This window comes from Frateuria edaphi, assembly GCF_021117405.1.
Lineage (GTDB): Bacteria > Pseudomonadota > Gammaproteobacteria > Xanthomonadales > Rhodanobacteraceae > Frateuria_A > Frateuria_A edaphi.
This window is the reverse complement of sequence record NZ_CP088251.1, coordinates 3,001,154-3,016,971: the sequence shown is the minus strand read 5'-3', so window position 1 is coordinate 3,016,971 and position 15,818 is coordinate 3,001,154. Positions and strand designations below refer to the sequence as shown.

The window sequence follows — 15,818 nt, the reverse complement described above, 5'->3', positions numbered from 1 at the left end:
GCATGCGGACGCTGGCCTGGGTGGTTGCCGGCGAGACAGAAGGATGGCGGTGTTTGTACATGCGCCGGGCGACCAGCGTGAACGGAAGGCTGTCGAGGAGCCCGTTGACCCGAGGCTAAGGGCTTCTTTATGGCCCGATCGCTAGGGTGGAAAGGGTCCGCCGGATGAGCGGACTTTCCTTCCAGACGACAGGAGAAACGCATGAGTGATGACAAGCGCGGTTTCGCATCGATGGACGAAGAAAAGCAGCGTTCCATTGCCAGCAAGGGTGGCAGGGCCGGTGGCGGCGATCACGCCACGCACGAGGAGCACGTGCGCGCTGGCCAGCAGAGCAGCGGCGGCTCGCACGAACAACACGTCAAGGCGGGCCAGCAGAGCCACAAGAACGACTGACCCCATCAGTCCATGTAAATGCGAAGGGCGGCCATCGGGCCGCCCTTCGCTTGTCCGGCGTTTGCCCGTCTATGATCGGCCCGCCGCGATGTGCGGCATCTGGGAGGACATCCGATGAAGCGATTCCACGTGGCGCTGGTGCTGGGCGGCCTGCTGCTGGCCGGTTGTTCGTCGCACGACCAGGCAGCCGACACGTCCGCCGGCGCGCCAACCGCCGCTGCCCCCGCAGCAGCCGACCAGCCGCTGGACCTGTGCAGCTTGATGCCGGTGGCCGACGTGGCAGGCATCCTGCAGGCCAATGGCGCCGACACCGTCACCGAGCAGACGCCCGGCGCCGGCGGCATGTGTTCGTACCTGCACCAGCCGAAGCCGGGCGACTACCGCACCAAGCTGCTGATCGATTTCACCCGCATGGCATCGCCTGACCAGGCGAAACAGGCACTGGCCGCGCATCGCCAGGACTTCACCGATCGCGGCATGGCTGTCACCCCGGTGCCGGGGCTTGGCGACGAGGCCTTCCTTTCCGACGCCGAAGGTGCCGCCGGGCTCAAGCTGCGCGTGGGCGCCTACCAGGGGCAAATCAACCTGCGCGTGGACGAGCGCGACCCCGCATCGTTGCACCCCGCGGTGCTGGCGCTGGGCAAGCAGGTGGTGGCGCGCCTGCACTGAGGCTGCATCGGATGCCGGGGCCGGCCATAATCGGCCGCCCCCACCTCGCCGGAAAACGTCCATGAAGTTCCTGATGATGGTGTACGTCGACGACGCCCTGCTGCAGGCCTTGCCCGAGGGCGAGTTCGATTCGCTCATGCGCGGCTGCCTGGCGCATGCCGACGAATTGCGCGCCGATGGCTGCGTGCTCGATTCGCAGCAGTTGGAGCCTCCCTCGAGCGCCCGCTCGTTCCGCGTGCGCCAGCAACGCACCACCGTGTTCGACGGGCCGTTCGCCGAAACCAAGGAATACCTGGCCGGCTTCAACCTGATCGAGGCCGAGGACCTGGATGACGCGATGCGTATCGCACAGGCCTTCCCGTGGGCGCGCATCGGCGCGATCGAGGTACGCCCGGTGCGCGACATGGACGCGGTGCGCGAGCGCGTGGGCGCATGAAACGATCGCCTGAAATGGCCACCTAAAAAAAGGCCGCGCCCTGCACTGGGCGCGGCCTGAAGAACCGAGCCACTGCCAAGCAGATCGGACGCCGGCGGCGGAGGGACCGCGACGGCCGGGCCACGATAGGCGGTCGCTGTCTCAGGAATTCGGACGCGGTTTGCCCGGCCCGGATCATCCGCCGTTGGCGTGTGCTTCACCCTCCCCGAACCTTTGCCGGAGCGGCAGTGTGCCTGCCTGGCGCCTGCACGTTTTCCGCTCGGCCGCCTCACACCCCCTAGACGGGTGTGGCGCGCACGATGCAAGCACTCTCAACGGCAAGGAGTAATTCAATGCTGGTTACCATCCTGGTCATCCTGGTGATCCTCGCGCTGCTCGGCCTGCCGACCTGGGGTTACTCGCGCTCCTGGGGCTACGGCCCCAGCGGTGGCCTGGGCCTGATCATCGTGATCGTGATCGTGCTTTGGCTGCTGGGCGTCTTCCACTGACGTCCTGAGGTGGCCGCCATCCGGGGCGGCCACGTGCGTGCCGTGCGTGGGAGAATGGGCAGCTCCCACCACGGTGCACACCCATGCTGGAACTGATCGGATTCGACGGCGACGACACCCTCTGGCACAGCGAGGGCTACTACCAGGCAGCCGGCGCCGAATTCCAGGCCATCCTCGCCCGCTACATCGACATCACCGACAGCCAGGTGCAGGTGAGCATGCTGGCCACCGAGCGGGGCAACCTCAAGCTGTTCGGCTACGGTGCCAAGGGCATGACGCTCTCGATGGTGGAAACCGCCATCGCCCTCACCGGGGCGCGCATCGAAGCGCGCGACATCCACCGCATCGTGCAGCTGGGCAAGGCGGTGCTCGAGCATCCGGTGGAACTGCTGCCCGGCATCCGCGAGGCGGTCGAAGCGGTGGCCGCGCGGCACGCGATCGTGCTGATCACCAAGGGCGACCTGTTCCACCAGGAAAAGAAGGTCGCCGAATCAGGCTTGTCGGACCTGTTCCGGCGCATCGAGATCGTTTCGGAAAAGAACGAGCGCACCTACCGTCGCGTGCTGGGCGAATTCGACCTGGCGCCGGCGCAGTTCGCGATGGTCGGCAATTCGCTGCGCTCGGACATCGAGCCGGTGCTGGCACTGGGCGGCTGGGGCGTGCACATGCCCTACCACGTGACCTGGGCGCACGAGCTGGAGACGGGCCTGAGCGGCGAGGAAGAGCGCTTCGTCACGGTGGAGGACACCGCCGGCATTCCCGCCGCGGTGGCGCGGCTCGCCGAGCGCGCGGCCGCCTCGCTGACGGCCTCCTGAGTCGGCCGCGATGGCTGGCTCGCCGCCGCGCGTGGTGCTGGACACCAACGTCTGCCTGGACCTGTTCGTGTTCGCCGATCCGCGTTGCGCGGGCCTGGCCGCGGCGCTGCAAGGCGGTGCCATCGAAGCGGTGACGGTGGCGGCCTGCGAAGACGAATGGCGGATGGTGCTGGGCTATCCGCAGTTGGCGCTGGAGGAGGCCGTACGGGCTCATGCGAGCGCCGCCTTCGACGCGCTGGTGCGGCGGCTGCCCGAAGTCCGGATGGCCACGGTGCGGTTGCCGCGTTGCGCCGACCCGGACGACCAGAAATTCCTCGAGCTGGCGGCATGCGCCGGCGCGCGCTGGCTGCTCAGCCGTGATCGTGCGCTGCTGGCATGGAACCGCCGCTGCCTGCGCGAGCATGGCTTTGCCATCGTGACGCCGCAGGCGTGGCGGGCGTCGTATCCGGAGGCCCCAGCGTCCGCCGTATAGCGCGCGGACGCGCCTGTTCAGGGGCTGTCCGCGAAACCCGTGTAGTTTTCGGGGAACACCGGCGTGCCGTCTTCTTCCAGTGCCAGCATGGCGGCGAGCGCATCGGCCGCCGCCTGCTCGGCCTTGGCCTGTTCACGGAAACTGCGGTTTTCGCAGATGGCGTAGTACACCGGAAAGCCGTGCTTGTCCGTGGGCGACACGGCCAGCCAGGCGGTGTAGCGCGAGCCTTCGGCGCTGGCGCCGGAGCGGACTAAATAGCGGTCGAAGTGGCGTTCTGCCATGGCGGTCACTGGAAGCGGAGCGGCAGTATATCCCGCGGCCCGCCAGCCTTCGGCGCGCATCGAGCGAGGAGAGGAGCATGCTGACATCCCAGACCGTCCAGTGCCCGTACTGCGGCGAGCCGATCGAACTCGTGCTCGACGCCTCGGCCGGCGACCAGCACTACATCGAGGACTGCCAGGTGTGCTGCCGGCCAATCAGCGTGCACGTCAGCGCGGACGACGACGGCGAACCCCGCGCGACGGTATCGGGCGAGAACGAGGCCTGATCCGGTCACCGCAGGCACGCGGTCGAACCTTCAACCCTCCGGCAAGAGGAGCCCGGCCAGCGCGGCGCGGGTGTCCTCGTCGCTGGCGGGCGTCACCGGCCGCGTCAGCTCCCACAGCATGTGGGCGCGAAAGCCCAGCGCCAGCGCATCCTGCACCGTCCACAGCACGCACACGTCGCGCGCCAGTCCGCACACATGCACCTCGGTCACGCCGCGCTCGCGCAGCCAGCCGGCCAGTCCCGTCGGCGGGCGCGCGCCGCCGGGGCCATGGTTCTCGCGGAAGGCGCTGTAGGAGTCGACCCCGGCGTCGGTGCCCTTGCGCACGACGAGATCCAGTGGCGTCCAGTCGATCGCCGGGTGCAGCGCGGCGCCGGCCGTGCCCGCCACACAGTGCGTCGGCCACAGCGTCTGCGGCTGGCCGTGCAACGTGATCTGCGCGAACGGCGCCCGACCCGGATGGTTGGCGGCAAAGGAAACATGCTCGCGCGGGTGCCAATCTTGCGTGGCGACGACATGGCGGTAGCGGCGGGCGCGAAGCAGGGCATCGACGCCCGGCACGATCGCGTCGCCCTCGTGGCAGGCCAGCGGGCCGCCGGGCATGAAGTCCGGCTGGACGTCGACGAGGATCAGCGCAGTGTCGTGCGGGCAAGTCGGTTGCGTCATCGGGGCAGTGTAGTGGGTCGCCCCCATGCGGCGGCGCGAAAGCACCCTGCATAATGCCGCTTCACCAACGGCGGACGGCGATGCACTACGACCAATCCTGGATGGGCTATGGCTGGACCGGCGGCCTGCAGGCGGGCCTGATCGCTACGGTGGCCGGCGCACTGCTTTTCCTGCTGTTCCGCTGGCGCACGCGCCAGGCCTGGAGCCATGGCGCGCAGATGGCATGGGCCTATGTGCTCGGCGTCGCGCTCGCCGCAAGCGGCGACCTGGCCGACCTCTTCTATTTCAACTACGCGCGCCTGCAGTCGGTGCAGCTGCTGCGCGTGAAGCTGGCCGAGGTGCACGATCCGGATGGCCTGGGCACGCGCGTGCTGTGCGAATTGGCCGGCGTGGCGATCGGCGTCGGGGTCGCCTGGATGGCCAGCGAATGGGTGATGCGACGCAAGTGACGTAGGGTGGACGTGAGCCCACCGCCTGTCGCAACGTGACAGGGTGGGCTGAAGCCCGCCCGACGCCTTCAACCAGGCTGCGAAGCGAGCCGCCGACGTGCCGGCGCAGCGTCCGGCTCCAGCATCTGCGAGGCCAGCATCCGCGCCTGCAGCCGGATTTCAGGCATCGCGATCGATTCCCAGCGTGCACTGCGCAACAGGCTGCCGATGCCGAACAGGCGCGGCCACGGTGTCCCTTCGCGGCACAGGCGACCATCCGGCGTCGCCTGGCAACCGAGGCCCAGCGGATCGGGAGTGACGTGGCCGTTGGTGACCATCTGCCGGATCAGCGGGTGGACCGTGTTGCGCAGGTCGGTGTCCAGACCCACGGTCTGGATCGCGATGTCTGCGAGTACCGGCGTGCGCGCACCGGCGTGCCATGCATGCAGTTCCACGCGCCCCTCGAACGCCCTGGCGCCGGTAACGCGACCGCTCACCCGTTGCAGCCGCCCTTCGCGTTCGAGCGCCAGTACCTGCCGCTCGACCTGCGGCGGCATGCGGTGGCGCACGCGTTCCCAGGCCCAGCGGGCATGGCGGAGGAACCGTGCGCGTTCCGGCATCGGCAGCGCGTCCCACAATCCGGGCGTGGAGGGACGCAGGCCGTCGATCACCACGCGCCAGTCGTCGCTGGCGGCGATCGCCTCGCGCAACAGGCGAAGCCAGCGACGGACCTCGGGCGCCTCGTGCATGGCATCGAGCAGCGCGCCGCCATCGTCGTCCGGCACCGTCGATACGGGCAGGTGCGCGGCGGGCAGGCGTCCGTGGCGGGAGATGGCGGTGAAGTGCGCATGGGGCCAGCGATCGGCCAGTTCCAGCAGTACGTCCACGGCGGTCAGCCCGAGACCGACCAGTGCGACTTCGCGTGGCGCCGGATCGGACCCGGCCTGTGCCAGCAACGCCCAGGGATCGATGACGTAGCGGCCCTCGGCCACCAGTGCGGCGTCGACGCCCTCGAGCGGTCGCACCGGCAATGCGCCGATGGCCAGCACCGCCGCGTCCGCGCGACTGGCGCGCTCGCCCTGGATCACCGTGACGCCGTCGATCTCGGGCACCAGCGCATCGGCCGCGAACGGCACCACGCGCACATCCACGCCGCGGCTGCGCGACTGCCCGAGCACGTGTGCCACCTCGTCTTCGAGGTAGTCGCCATACAGGCGCCGTGGCAGGAAATCGGTACCGGCCACCTGCGGATCGAGGCGCTGGGCGAAATCCAGGAAGCCGCGCGGCCGGCGCGAGAACATCCCCATCGTGGCCGCACGCACATTGAGCAAGTGGCGCGGCGAGGCCGTCCCGTAGGCGATGCCGCGCCCGGGATGCGTCGCGCCGCCGGTGTACCAGTCCAGGTGCAGCGGCCCACTGGCCCGGTCGACCAGCTCGCTGAGCAGCGCGACGGCCGAAGCACCGCCGCCGATGATGGCGACCCGTCGGAACATGGCGACTCTCCGGTGGCCGGCGGTCAGCCCGGCAGCGGGCCGGCGATGGCCGGCCGCGAGGGGGGCATCCGCTGCCGGGTGGAGGGGGGCGGGGCATAGGCCAGGCCGGCGCCGGGAGCGCCGCCGAACAGGTGAAGGCTCAGCGCGGCCTCGCGACCGGAAAGGTTGCGGCAGCGGTGCAGGCGCGACTGGTCGGCGTCGAACCACAACGCGTCGCCCGGGCCGAGCCAATGGCGCCCGTGTGCCAGCGGATCGCCGCCGTCGTTCTGGCGACGCCAGGCTTCGATTTCCAGCGCGCCGTGCAGGGGAATTTCCAGCCCCCAGCGCGCACCATGATCGTGCAGCGAGGAGACATGGTTTGCCGGCCACGCGATCAGCAGCAACTGGACGTGCTGGGTGCCAGTGCGCAGCGGACGGATGCGTGGTGCGCCGGCGATGCGGGCACGGGCGGCGAGTTCATCCAGGCCGTCGGCGTGGACGCGGACCGCGCTGCCCAGCTCGCGGGCGAGGGCGGCCAGGTCGGGGTGCTCCCCTCGGCAGTGCGTCAGCGCGATATGACGCAGCGCCTTCAAACTTTGCCTGTGGCTTGCCATGCATGGGACCGTACGAAGAACGGCGCCCAGTGGATCATGGGCGCCGTTAAGCAGTCGTAACATCTGGGTGCGCGAAGCTGGGCGGCTTTTTACAGCTTGCGCAGCTCGAAACTCACCGGCACCCGCGCCCAGGCGCGCACCGCATGGCCGTCCACGCTGGCGGGCTGGAAGCGCCAACCCGCGAGCACCTGCTCACGCGCACTGCGATCGAGCAACCTGTAGCCGCTGCTCTGCTCCACGATCACATCGACCGGCTTGCCCTCTTCGTCCACCAGCACGCGCAGCAGCACGGTGCCGTGCATGTGCTGGTGGATCGCCTGCGGCGGGAAGATCAGTGGCGCGCTGCGGTAGGCGAGGCTGGCCTCGACCGGCTCGCCCGGCACGGTGGCCGGCGTCGCGGTGACCGCCGGTGGCGCGATCGTGGGGATGCGGATCGGTGGCGCCGCCACGGTCCCTTCGTCGCTGATGTGCAGCGTGGTGGCGACGGGCGCAGTGATGTGCACCGGCGCGTGCCGCGTCACCGGCGTCACGGCCGGCAGCGGCGGCGTTTCTACCGGCTTTGGCTTGGGCGGGACGAAGCGCGCGCTCAGCGCCGGCGCGTCCAGGCGGGGCAGGGCCAGCGGCGGCAACGGCCGGGTGGCGGCGATGAACACGGTAAGGTTGATGGCCATCGCCGCGCTCAGCGCGGTGATGCGGACCAGGTCGGGATGGGCGTGGGTGCGGGATGAAGCCAGGACTGCGGACGACATGGGCGATCCTCCTGTGCTTGTGGCGCAGGCACGCTGCCTCGTGTAGAGGGACCGGGGCAGAGGGAATCGTGCCGGCGCGGTTCCAGCCTAGGCCCGCCGATCGCCCGGGCGCAAGCATTCCCGGCGCCGTGGTCTTGCCGCACAATCGCCCGGCGCGGCCGCGGGGGCCGAACGGGAGGCAATCATGACCATGTGGAAACAACTGGGCGCGCTGGCGCTGCTGGTGGGCGGACTGGCGCTGGCGCCGGCTCCGGCGCACGCGGGCGAGATCTCCTGCAAGATGACCTTTTCGCTGTCGGGCTGGTCGGTCTTCTACAAGACCGCCAAGGGCAGCGGCACGATCCGCTGCAGCAACGGCCAAACCATGCACGTGAAGCTGAGCGCCAAGGGCGGCGGGCTCACCTTCGGCAAGACCCATATCGACAACGGCATCGGCAAGTTCACCGGCGTCTACGACATCCACGAGGTGCTCGGCCACTACGCCAACGCCGAGGCGCACGCCGGCGCGGTCAAGTCGGCCGGCGCGCAGGCGCTGACCAAGGGCAACGTGGGACTGGCGCTGAGCGGCAAGGGCGAGGGCTGGAACCTTGGCGTGGCGTTCGGGGCGTTCATCATCGAGCAGTAGACCCGGCTCGACGAAAGGGACGTCCAGACGTCCGTCGCAAGAAACAGTACGCGTGGGTATGGTAGGGTGGCCGCCTGGCCTTTCCATCCTGGAGCACTGCCATGCCCGCGCCTTCCGTCGCCAGCCCGCCGCGCTACCGTTTCGGCGATGAACTGGCCAGCACGCTGATCCATGGCATCGGCATCCTGCTCAGCATCGGCGGACTGGCGACACTGGTGGCGTTCGCTGCGCTGCGTGGCGACGCAAGGGCGGTGGTTGCCAGCGCGGTGTTCGGCAGCACGCTGATCCTGCTGTACACCGCCTCGACCCTGTACCACGCAATTCCCGGCGAATTGCCGCGGCGGGTACTGCGCACGCTGGATCACATCGCGATCTTCCTGCTGATCGCCGGTACCTATACGCCCTTTACGCTGATCGTGTTGCCGGGGGCGTGGGGCTGGGGATTGTTCGGCACGATCTGGGCCCTGGCGTTGGCCGGCAGTGCGCTGGAGCTGGGGCTGTTGCGGCGGATCCGGACTCGCTGGCTGGCGGTGTCGATCTATGTGGCGATGGGTTGGGTGGCGCTGGTGGCGTTCGAGCCGTTGCGCACGCATCTGGCGCCGGGTGGGCTGATCCTGCTGATCGCGGGCGGGGCGACCTACACGCTGGGTGTGCCGTTCTATCTGTGCAAGCGGGTGCCGTTCCACCACACGGTGTGGCACGGCTTCGTGCTGGCTGGCAGCGTACTGCATTATCTGGCCGTGCTGCTCTATGTCATTCCCGACTGAGCGCCAGGTTTCAGCTCACTCTCCCCTTCCGGGTGAGGGCCGGGCCTCGCGGGACTGTTCGCGTGAGCGCAGCCTTGCTTGATGTCCTGCGGGGTTCCCCGCGACCTGGCTCGTCTGCGGCGGGCTTTCGATCGCCTGCCGGCGCTCGAGTCACTTTTCTTTGCTGGCCCAAAGAAAGGAGCCAAAAGAAATGGCCTGCCGAGCCCGGTGAGGGATAAGAGCATAGGTGCCGCTTCGCTTTGCTTGGTAAGTCTCACGCTCTTAGAGGAGCTGCCGCCGCTTTACCGCGGGCGCTCGGGACCTGAGGGGAGAGGAGCACGAGTTGTGTGCGTCGCGGCACACACTGGGCTGCGTGTGCCTTTTGGACGGGCGGTGCGTCGCGCGCTGCTCCCTCTTTCCCCCGGGGAGAGGGTTCGGGCGCGGGAACGGACTCGCCCTAATTCTGCCTCGCCCTAATTCTGCGATCAGAGCTTTCGGAGCTTGCTTCTGCCGGTGGTCCTGATCGCCCACCTCCGCGATGCAAGGGTGGCGATCAGGCGTGCAGTTACTTCATCTGCTTCTGCTGCGGAACGAACTGGATCTTCACCGCCTCGGCCAGCTGCGCCGGCGGCAACAGGCCCTGGCCGATCACGAAGTCGTTGAAGGCCTTGCGGTCGAACTTGTCGCCCAGCGCCAGCTCGGTTTCAAGCCGCAGCTGCTGCAGCCGCAGGTAGCCGTAGAAGTAGGCGGTGGCCTGGCCGGGGCTGTTGAAGGTGTAGCGGTCCAGTTCCTGGCGGGCCATCGCTTCGGACAGGCCGACGTCGTGGGTCAGTACGTCGTGCGCGCGCTCGCGGGTGATCAGGCCCAGGTTGAGCATCGGGTCGAGGTAGGCGCGGGCGGCGCGCATCAGGCGGGCCTGCAGCGCGGCGAACTGCCCGGCCGGCGGCTCATACGGAAGCATTTCCGATTCGGCATAGAGCGCCCAGCCTTCCACGTTGACGCTGTTGAAGGCGAACAGGCTGCGCGCCAGCGAGACGCCGCGTTCGACCATCGCGGCGAACTGCAGTTCATGGCCGGGGCGGCCTTCGTGCGCGGTCAGGGTCCAGGCCGCGGCCTTGAAGGTGAAGTCGTCATAGGCCTGGCTGTTGTCCTTGCCGTTGCCGGGGTTGCCCATGGTCAGCACGAAGGTGCCGCGCTCGCCGTGGTTGTTGAGGAACGGCGGCGGGTCCATGTGCGGCGCGGGCGTCTGCGCCGCCTCGGCCTCGGACGCCACGCGCATCTGCATCGCACGCTTGGGCAGCGTGACGATGTTCTTGTCGCGGATGGTGTCCTCGATGTGGCCGAGCACCTGGTGGTACCAGGGCTCGACCTGGTCGCGGGTGAGCTGCTGCTTCTTGAGCGCCTTGAGCACGTCGCGGTAGTCGGTCGCGTCGATGCCTTCGGCCTTGGCCACCACCGGCGCCATCGCCTGCATCATGCCGCGCAGTTCCATGAATTCGAGCTCGGCCTGCTTCATCAGCTGCTCGGGCGGGATGTCGATGCCGACCTGTTTGAGGTTGTAGGCGTACAGCGGCTCGGGCAGGCGGAAGTCGGTGCGCGCGCGCGGCAGCACGGTGCTGCGCACCCAGGCGTCGTAGTCCTTCAACTGCGCATCGAGCGTGTCCAGCGCGGCCTTGCCTTCGGGCGTGTCGAGCTTGTACTTGGCGAACAGCTTGCGGATGCCCTCGACGTAGCGCGGCGTGTTGGCGAGCTTCTGCTCCACTTCGCCCTTGTACGGGCCCAGCAGCGCCTTGTCGCCGAGGCGCGCCGCCATCAACGCCTTCGCTTCCTGGGTGACCGGCGTACAACCGGGTGCCTTGCCGACGTAGCACTCCAGGCGCTGGAGCGCGGACGGGCGGCGCTTGGCGTCGACGTCGTCCTTCAGCAGCACGAATTCGCCGCTGAAGATCAGCGAGCCGATGTCGGTATAGGGCAGCAGGTATTTGTGGTTGAGGTCGATGCCTTCGATCTGCTGCGCGGTCGCCTCGATCATGATCTTGAGGTCCTCGCGCACGTTGGAGTCCTTTTCCGTGGCGAGCATCTTTTCCAGCTTGCCCTTGGCCTCGACCAGTGCAGCGCGCGAGCGCTTGTCGATGCCGGGCTTCAGGTCGGCGACCTTGGTGTCGTAGCCGGGCACGCCCACCTGAGTGGCGAATTCGGGGCTGAAGCGTGCGATGGCGTCCAGCAGCACCTTGGCGTCGGCGTTGCTGCGTTCGACCCACGAGGCGGGCGCGGTCTGCGCGTACAGCGATCCGGCGGTGGCCAGCGTGGCAGCCAGGGCGAGGGCGAGGGTCTTGCGCATGGGTGTTCCTCCTTGGATGGCCGGCGCAGCGTACGCGGGCGCGTCTGGACTATGCCTGTGCCGGAGGTCTAGATCAGCATGGCGAGGCCGAAAAGGCCAACCATCAGGAACGAGATCACCAGCTTGACCAGGGTGCCGGCGAGCAGCCCGATCCACGTGCCGGCGCCGACGTGGGCCGAGCGCAGCACGCTGGTGCCGGCGGAGAGTTCACCCAGCAGCGCGCCCACGAAGGGACCCAGGATCAGTCCGGGAATGCCCAGGAACATGCCCACCACGGTGCCGATCGTGGCGCCCCACAGTGCGCGCGGGCTGGCACCGACGCGCTTGGCGCCCATCGCCCCGGCGACGAAGTCCACCAGTACGCCGAGCGCGCCGAGCGCGCCGATCACCAGCAGCCAGGCCAGGCCCAGGTGCCGGTAGCCATCGACCGCGGCGACCAGCCAGATGCCGCCGAAGATCATCGGGATGCCCGGCAGGATCGGCAGCACCGTGCCGGCGAGGCCGCCGACGATGAGCAACGCGGCGAGCAGGTACAGCGCGATTTCCATCGGCAGGTTCCCCGGGTGATCGCACCCAATGTGCAGGCGTTCGCCCGCGTGGACAAGCGCCGGGTCGCAGGTTGGCGACCGGCTTCGATGCGACTTAGCCCGAGCCCATCCTACGAGGGCCGTGGCGGGGCCAGGCCGGGAGCGCCGCCGGCGCGGGCGCCGAAGACCATTTCGGTGGTCCAGCCGAGCAGCATCGAGGAGTAGGCGCGCTGGCAATCGGGGCTGGAAAGCGCGTGGTCGGCCTCGTCGACGATCCGGTAGGTGACCGAGTGGGAGCGGTGGAAGGCGTTGCGGTAGCTCACGATCGCCGGATGCGGCACCAGGTGGTCGTGGCCCGATTCGACGATCAGCACGTCGCCGCGGAAATCGCTGCAGGCGCGCAGCGCGCGATTGTCGTCCGGTTCCAGCACGCGGCTGCGGTAGGCGTGCAGCTCCTTGCGCGGCAGCGAGCGTTTGGGCTCGTCCCAGTCCTGGTCCTCGTAAAGCGCCGGCACGCGCAGCGCGAGCCATTTCACCGGGCGCAGCGACGTGAGGATCGACGCGAGATAACCGCCGTAGCTGGCGCCGACCACCAGGATCGAATCCGGGTCGACGTGTGGCTGCAGGCGCAGATGATCGTAGGCGGCCACCACGTCGGCGAGGTTCTGTTCGCGGGTGACGGTCTGGCGCAGGGCCTCGGTGCGCACGTGGCCGCGCATGTCGAAGGTCAGGCAGATGCAGCCCAGTGCGGCGATCTGCTGCGCGCGGCCCAGGTCGCGTTCCTGGCAGCCGCCCCAGCCATGCACGAACAGCACGCCGGGGATGGTCGAGCCGGGGGCAAGCACGGTGCCGGCGATGCGCGCGCCGTCGACGGCGATGTCGGTGTTTTCGCTACGCGTCGTCATCGTCCTCCACCAGCGTGAACTTGAGCAGTGGGCCGACGACCGGATCGGCGCCGTGGAACAGCACGCTGGCACCGGGTGGCGGCGTGGCATCGGTGCCGTAGCGTTCCTCCGAGCGCACGCCGAGCCAGCGGCGGCCGGGCTCGTCGTGGAAGCGCAGCAGCGCGGCGGCCTCGGCGCCGCTGGCGCCGCCGATGCGCCAGGACGATTCGAGCACGCCGGCGTGCGGCTGGCCGCGATGATCCTTGCCCTGCACCACGTCGTAGTTGCGGCGCGAGGCGAACATCCGCGGAAAACATTGCCGCGCGGCCTCGTCGTAAAGCTGCGCCTGGGCGGCTGCCGCGCGCACGGGCGGTGGCAGCGATTCGCGCAGCAGCGCGTCGAAGCCGCCACGGTGCACGCGCAGGCTGGAGCCGCCGTAGGCCACCTCGCCCGCGTTGTCGTGGGTCAGCCACTGCGTGCCGTAGTAGGCGATGGTGTGATGGTCCACGCGCACCTGGCCCACGCTCCAGGTGGTCAGGTCGACAAGGTCGGCTTCCAGCACCATGCCATCGAGGGCCAGCGCCTCCTCATCGAAGTCGGCCACGACCGCATCCAGTTCGCTGATGTCGCTGACCACGCGCTGTCCGCGACCGGCGTTGCCATGCGCGGGCTTGATGCGCACGGGGCCCAGGTGCAACAGCGCGCGTCCCGCGCGGCGCGCGTCGGCCGGCGTGTAGGCGCTGTAGCCCGGCAGGACCACCGAGCGGACGCGCTCGGCAAAGGCGCTCGACCAGCCTTCCGGTACGCGCGTGGGCGCATCGACGAGCGGATGGGTAATGGCCTTGGAGGCGACGACCCGGTCGGGCACCACGCCGCCGAACAGGTCGGCGGCGCTGCGGATGCCGCAGGCTTGCGCCGCATCCAGCGCGGTCAGCACGTCGCCCGGCACGAAATACAGTGGACCGGGATAGCGCTGGCCCGGGACGTACGCGCCGGCGAAGTCATATCCGAGCAGATCGGCCAACTGCTGTGCGATGGCCGCGTGCGCGGCGGCCTCGTGACTGGAATGCGCGGCATCGCGCCCGACGCCCAGGACCACGCTGCCGCGAGCCTGGCCTGCCTGCATGGGGGGCGGGGTGATGGATGCCACCGGAGTCTCCGCACGACGGCGCGGATCGCGCCGAATCGTCAGGAGGCTAGTGGTGCGGGTGTGGATAGCCTGTTGAAGCTGCCGGCGAGTTGGCTCCGTCCGCTCGCCTGCACCTCGCGGTCGGGCGGCACCCGGTGCCCGAAGCGGGGATGGGACGGCCTTGCAGGGCCTACTTTTCGACGAACGCCCGCTCGATCACGTAATCGCCCGGCTCCCGTGTGCGCGGCGACGCCTGGAAGCCGCGCCCGTCCAGCAGCGCGCACAGGTCATCGAGCATCGCCGGGCTGCCGCACAGCATCACGCGGTCGGTGTCCGGGCTGAGCGGCGGCAGGCCCGTCGCCTGGCTCATCACGCCGTCGACGATGGCGTCGGTGATGCGTCCGCGGTTGCGGAACGGCTCGCGGGTGACGGTGGGGTAATAGATCAGCTTCTCGCGCGCCAGCTCGCCCAGGTATTCGTGCTGCGGCAGCTCGCGCTCCAGGTAGTCGGCATAGGCCAGGTCGCTGATGTGGCGCACGCCATGGGCCAGCACGATCTTCTCGTAGCGCTCGTAGGTGGCCGGGTCGCGGATGATGCTCATGAACGGCGCCAGCCCCGTGCCGGTGCCGAGCAGGTACAGGTTCCGGCCGGGCTTGAGGTCATCGAGCACCAGCGTTCCGGTGGACTTGCGGCTGACCACCAACGGGTCGCCGGGCTTCAAGTGCTGCAGGCGCGAGGTCAGCGGTCCGTTGGGCACCTTGATCGAGAAGAACTCCAGGTGCTCCTCCCAGCTCGCGCTGGCGATGGAGTAGGCGCGCATCAGCGGACGGCCGTCCACTTCCAGGCCGATCATCACGAACTGCCCGCTTTCGAAGCGGAAGCCCGGGTCGCGCGTCGCGCGGAAGCTGAAGAGGCTGTCGTTCCAGTGCCGCACGTCGATCACGTGCTCGGTCGCCAGTGCCACCATGGTGTATTTCGTCTCGGATCGGTCGAAGGTGCGCCGTGGGATGGGGCCGGAAGCGGGCCCGCGCAAGGGCGGGCGCCAGGCGGGCGCAGGTGCATAGGGTACGCGATCCGGCCCGTGCTTGCCCGTGCCGCGGGGTTCTGCGGCATGATGCGCGCCGACCGAACCGCCAGGAACCCAAGCGATGGAAAGCCGTGTACGCGAAGCGCTGACCGACCATCACGTCGGCCAGCGCCACCTCGACCGGATGGTGATGTTGTCCGATGGCGTCTTCGCCATCGCGATCACCCTTTCGGCGATCGAACTGAAGCCGGAAGAAGACCTCGCCGCCACGGTGCTGCAGGCCTGGGGGCGCCCGCTGCTGCTGTATTTCCTGAGCTTCCTGCTGATCGGATCGCTGTGGTTCCTGCACCGGCGCATCGTGGCCCACCTGCGGGACGTGGACGCGGTCGGTACCGTGCTCAACCTGCTGACGCTGAGCCTGGTCGCCCTGGTGCCGGTGGTGGTGCGCTACGCGCTCGCCCAGAGCGCCACCGGCGAGGATCTCCACAAGGGCTTCATCGTCTACGCCTCCGGCGTGGGCCTCACCTACGCCTGTGCCGGGGTGATGTGGGGCTACCTCGCCTTCATCGCGCGGCTGGCGCCCGATGTGGAACGGAATCTCGCGCGCGTCTGGCTGCTGGAGCTGGTCTCCGCGCCGATGCTGATGGCCGCGGCCGTGTTCTACGACATCCAGCAGCAGGTCCCGGCGCTCGTACTCACCGTGCTTGCCCTGGGGGTGCTTGCCGCCAAGCGCCGCTACCGGCGGCTGGCCAAGGCGGCCAGGGGCGCGGGCTGACCGCGGCGAAATCGCAGA

General features: G+C 69.1%; 21 protein-coding genes. 11 read left to right on the top strand and 10 right to left on the bottom strand.

Annotated features, from left to right (window positions below):
* Positions 1 to 201 precede the first annotated feature (201 nt).
* The 6 genes from LQ772_RS14060 to LQ772_RS14035 all read left to right on the top strand — a co-directional run bounded on the left by LQ772_RS14060 (position 202) and on the right by LQ772_RS14035 (position 3,273).
* The gene (locus LQ772_RS14060) at positions 202 to 393 is read left to right on the top strand and encodes a KGG domain-containing protein (RefSeq protein WP_231321628.1); all 192 of its coding nucleotides are present in this window, start codon (positions 202 to 204) and stop codon (positions 391 to 393) included.
* Between the two features lie 114 nt (positions 394 to 507).
* Positions 508 to 1,062, top strand: a complete 555-nt coding sequence (locus LQ772_RS14055) for a hypothetical protein (protein ID WP_231321627.1) — start codon at positions 508 to 510, stop codon at positions 1,060 to 1,062.
* Between the two features lie 61 nt (positions 1,063 to 1,123).
* A complete protein-coding gene (locus tag LQ772_RS14050; protein ID WP_231321626.1) occupies positions 1,124 to 1,498 on the top strand; it encodes a YciI family protein in 375 nt (124 codons plus the stop codon).
* 332 nt (positions 1,499 to 1,830) lie between these two features.
* Complete coding sequence (locus LQ772_RS14045) at positions 1,831 to 1,986, top strand: DUF3309 family protein (RefSeq protein ID WP_275045640.1); 156 nt, start codon at positions 1,831 to 1,833, stop codon at positions 1,984 to 1,986.
* Positions 1,987 to 2,069: 83 nt separating this feature from the next.
* Positions 2,070 to 2,801: an HAD family hydrolase gene (locus LQ772_RS14040; protein ID WP_231321625.1), complete on the top strand. Its 732-nt coding sequence runs from the start codon at positions 2,070 to 2,072 to the stop codon at positions 2,799 to 2,801.
* Positions 2,802 to 2,811: 10 nt separating this feature from the next.
* Positions 2,812 to 3,273 (top strand): PIN domain-containing protein, encoded by a 462-nt coding sequence (locus LQ772_RS14035; RefSeq protein WP_231321622.1) that lies wholly within the window; start codon positions 2,812 to 2,814, stop codon positions 3,271 to 3,273.
* Positions 3,274 to 3,290: 17 nt separating this feature from the next.
* Here the strand turns inward: LQ772_RS14035 and LQ772_RS14030 are convergent, their stop codons facing one another.
* Positions 3,291 to 3,554, bottom strand: a complete 264-nt coding sequence (locus LQ772_RS14030) for a hypothetical protein (RefSeq protein ID WP_231321619.1) — start codon at positions 3,552 to 3,554, stop codon at positions 3,291 to 3,293.
* A 77-nt stretch (positions 3,555 to 3,631) separates the two neighbouring features.
* Between LQ772_RS14030 and LQ772_RS14025 the strand changes: the two genes are divergently transcribed.
* Complete coding sequence (locus LQ772_RS14025; protein WP_231321616.1) at positions 3,632 to 3,820, top strand: CPXCG motif-containing cysteine-rich protein; 189 nt, start codon at positions 3,632 to 3,634, stop codon at positions 3,818 to 3,820.
* A gap of 30 nt (positions 3,821 to 3,850) precedes the next feature.
* Here the strand turns inward: LQ772_RS14025 and pncA are convergent, their stop codons facing one another.
* Positions 3,851 to 4,483, bottom strand: a complete 633-nt coding sequence (gene pncA / locus LQ772_RS14020; protein WP_231321615.1) for a bifunctional nicotinamidase/pyrazinamidase — start codon at positions 4,481 to 4,483, stop codon at positions 3,851 to 3,853.
* An 80-nt stretch (positions 4,484 to 4,563) separates the two neighbouring features.
* Between pncA and LQ772_RS14015 the strand changes: the two genes are divergently transcribed.
* On the top strand, positions 4,564 to 4,932 hold the full coding sequence (locus LQ772_RS14015) for a hypothetical protein (protein ID WP_231321614.1): 369 nt from the start codon (positions 4,564 to 4,566) through the stop codon (positions 4,930 to 4,932).
* Between the two features lie 68 nt (positions 4,933 to 5,000).
* Here the strand turns inward: LQ772_RS14015 and LQ772_RS14010 are convergent, their stop codons facing one another.
* The 3 genes from LQ772_RS14010 to LQ772_RS14000 all read right to left on the bottom strand — a co-directional run bounded on the left by LQ772_RS14010 (position 5,001) and on the right by LQ772_RS14000 (position 7,746).
* Positions 5,001 to 6,404, bottom strand: a complete 1,404-nt coding sequence (locus LQ772_RS14010) for an FAD/NAD(P)-binding protein (protein WP_231321613.1) — start codon at positions 6,402 to 6,404, stop codon at positions 5,001 to 5,003.
* A 23-nt stretch (positions 6,405 to 6,427) separates the two neighbouring features.
* Positions 6,428 to 6,997 (bottom strand): cupin domain-containing protein, encoded by a 570-nt coding sequence (locus LQ772_RS14005; RefSeq protein WP_231321612.1) that lies wholly within the window; start codon positions 6,995 to 6,997, stop codon positions 6,428 to 6,430.
* A gap of 89 nt (positions 6,998 to 7,086) precedes the next feature.
* Complete coding sequence (locus tag LQ772_RS14000) at positions 7,087 to 7,746, bottom strand: energy transducer TonB (RefSeq protein ID WP_231321610.1); 660 nt, start codon at positions 7,744 to 7,746, stop codon at positions 7,087 to 7,089.
* A gap of 190 nt (positions 7,747 to 7,936) precedes the next feature.
* Between LQ772_RS14000 and LQ772_RS13995 the strand changes: the two genes are divergently transcribed.
* Together LQ772_RS13995 and trhA are read left to right on the top strand one after the other, a co-directional pair.
* On the top strand, positions 7,937 to 8,371 hold the full coding sequence (locus LQ772_RS13995) for a hypothetical protein (protein ID WP_231326054.1): 435 nt from the start codon (positions 7,937 to 7,939) through the stop codon (positions 8,369 to 8,371).
* Positions 8,372 to 8,472: 101 nt separating this feature from the next.
* Positions 8,473 to 9,138, top strand: coding sequence for a PAQR family membrane homeostasis protein TrhA (gene trhA / locus LQ772_RS13990; RefSeq protein ID WP_231321608.1), 666 nt, complete (start codon positions 8,473 to 8,475; stop codon positions 9,136 to 9,138).
* 544 nt (positions 9,139 to 9,682) lie between these two features.
* On the opposite strand, the gene LQ772_RS13985 is transcribed toward trhA, so the two are convergent.
* The 5 genes from LQ772_RS13985 to LQ772_RS13965 all read right to left on the bottom strand — a co-directional run bounded on the left by LQ772_RS13985 (position 9,683) and on the right by LQ772_RS13965 (position 14,965).
* Complete coding sequence (locus LQ772_RS13985) at positions 9,683 to 11,458, bottom strand: DUF885 domain-containing protein (protein WP_231321606.1); 1,776 nt, start codon at positions 11,456 to 11,458, stop codon at positions 9,683 to 9,685.
* A gap of 68 nt (positions 11,459 to 11,526) precedes the next feature.
* The gene (locus LQ772_RS13980) at positions 11,527 to 12,006 is read right to left on the bottom strand and encodes a DUF456 domain-containing protein (RefSeq protein WP_231321604.1); all 480 of its coding nucleotides are present in this window, start codon (positions 12,004 to 12,006) and stop codon (positions 11,527 to 11,529) included.
* 110 nt (positions 12,007 to 12,116) lie between these two features.
* Positions 12,117 to 12,890: an alpha/beta hydrolase family protein gene (locus LQ772_RS13975; protein ID WP_231321601.1), complete on the bottom strand. Its 774-nt coding sequence runs from the start codon at positions 12,888 to 12,890 to the stop codon at positions 12,117 to 12,119.
* Positions 12,877 to 14,019, bottom strand: a complete 1,143-nt coding sequence (locus tag LQ772_RS13970) for a DUF3182 family protein (protein WP_231321598.1) — start codon at positions 14,017 to 14,019, stop codon at positions 12,877 to 12,879. The genes LQ772_RS13975 and LQ772_RS13970 overlap by 14 nt, the downstream gene beginning before the upstream one ends.
* Before the next feature lie 169 nt (positions 14,020 to 14,188).
* Positions 14,189 to 14,965 (bottom strand): ferredoxin--NADP reductase, encoded by a 777-nt coding sequence (locus LQ772_RS13965; RefSeq protein WP_231321595.1) that lies wholly within the window; start codon positions 14,963 to 14,965, stop codon positions 14,189 to 14,191.
* Positions 14,966 to 15,146: 181 nt separating this feature from the next.
* On the opposite strand from LQ772_RS13965, the gene LQ772_RS13960 reads away from it, so the two are divergent.
* On the top strand, positions 15,147 to 15,800 hold the full coding sequence (locus LQ772_RS13960; protein WP_231321594.1) for a TMEM175 family protein: 654 nt from the start codon (positions 15,147 to 15,149) through the stop codon (positions 15,798 to 15,800).
* Positions 15,801 to 15,818: the final 18 nt, after the last annotated feature.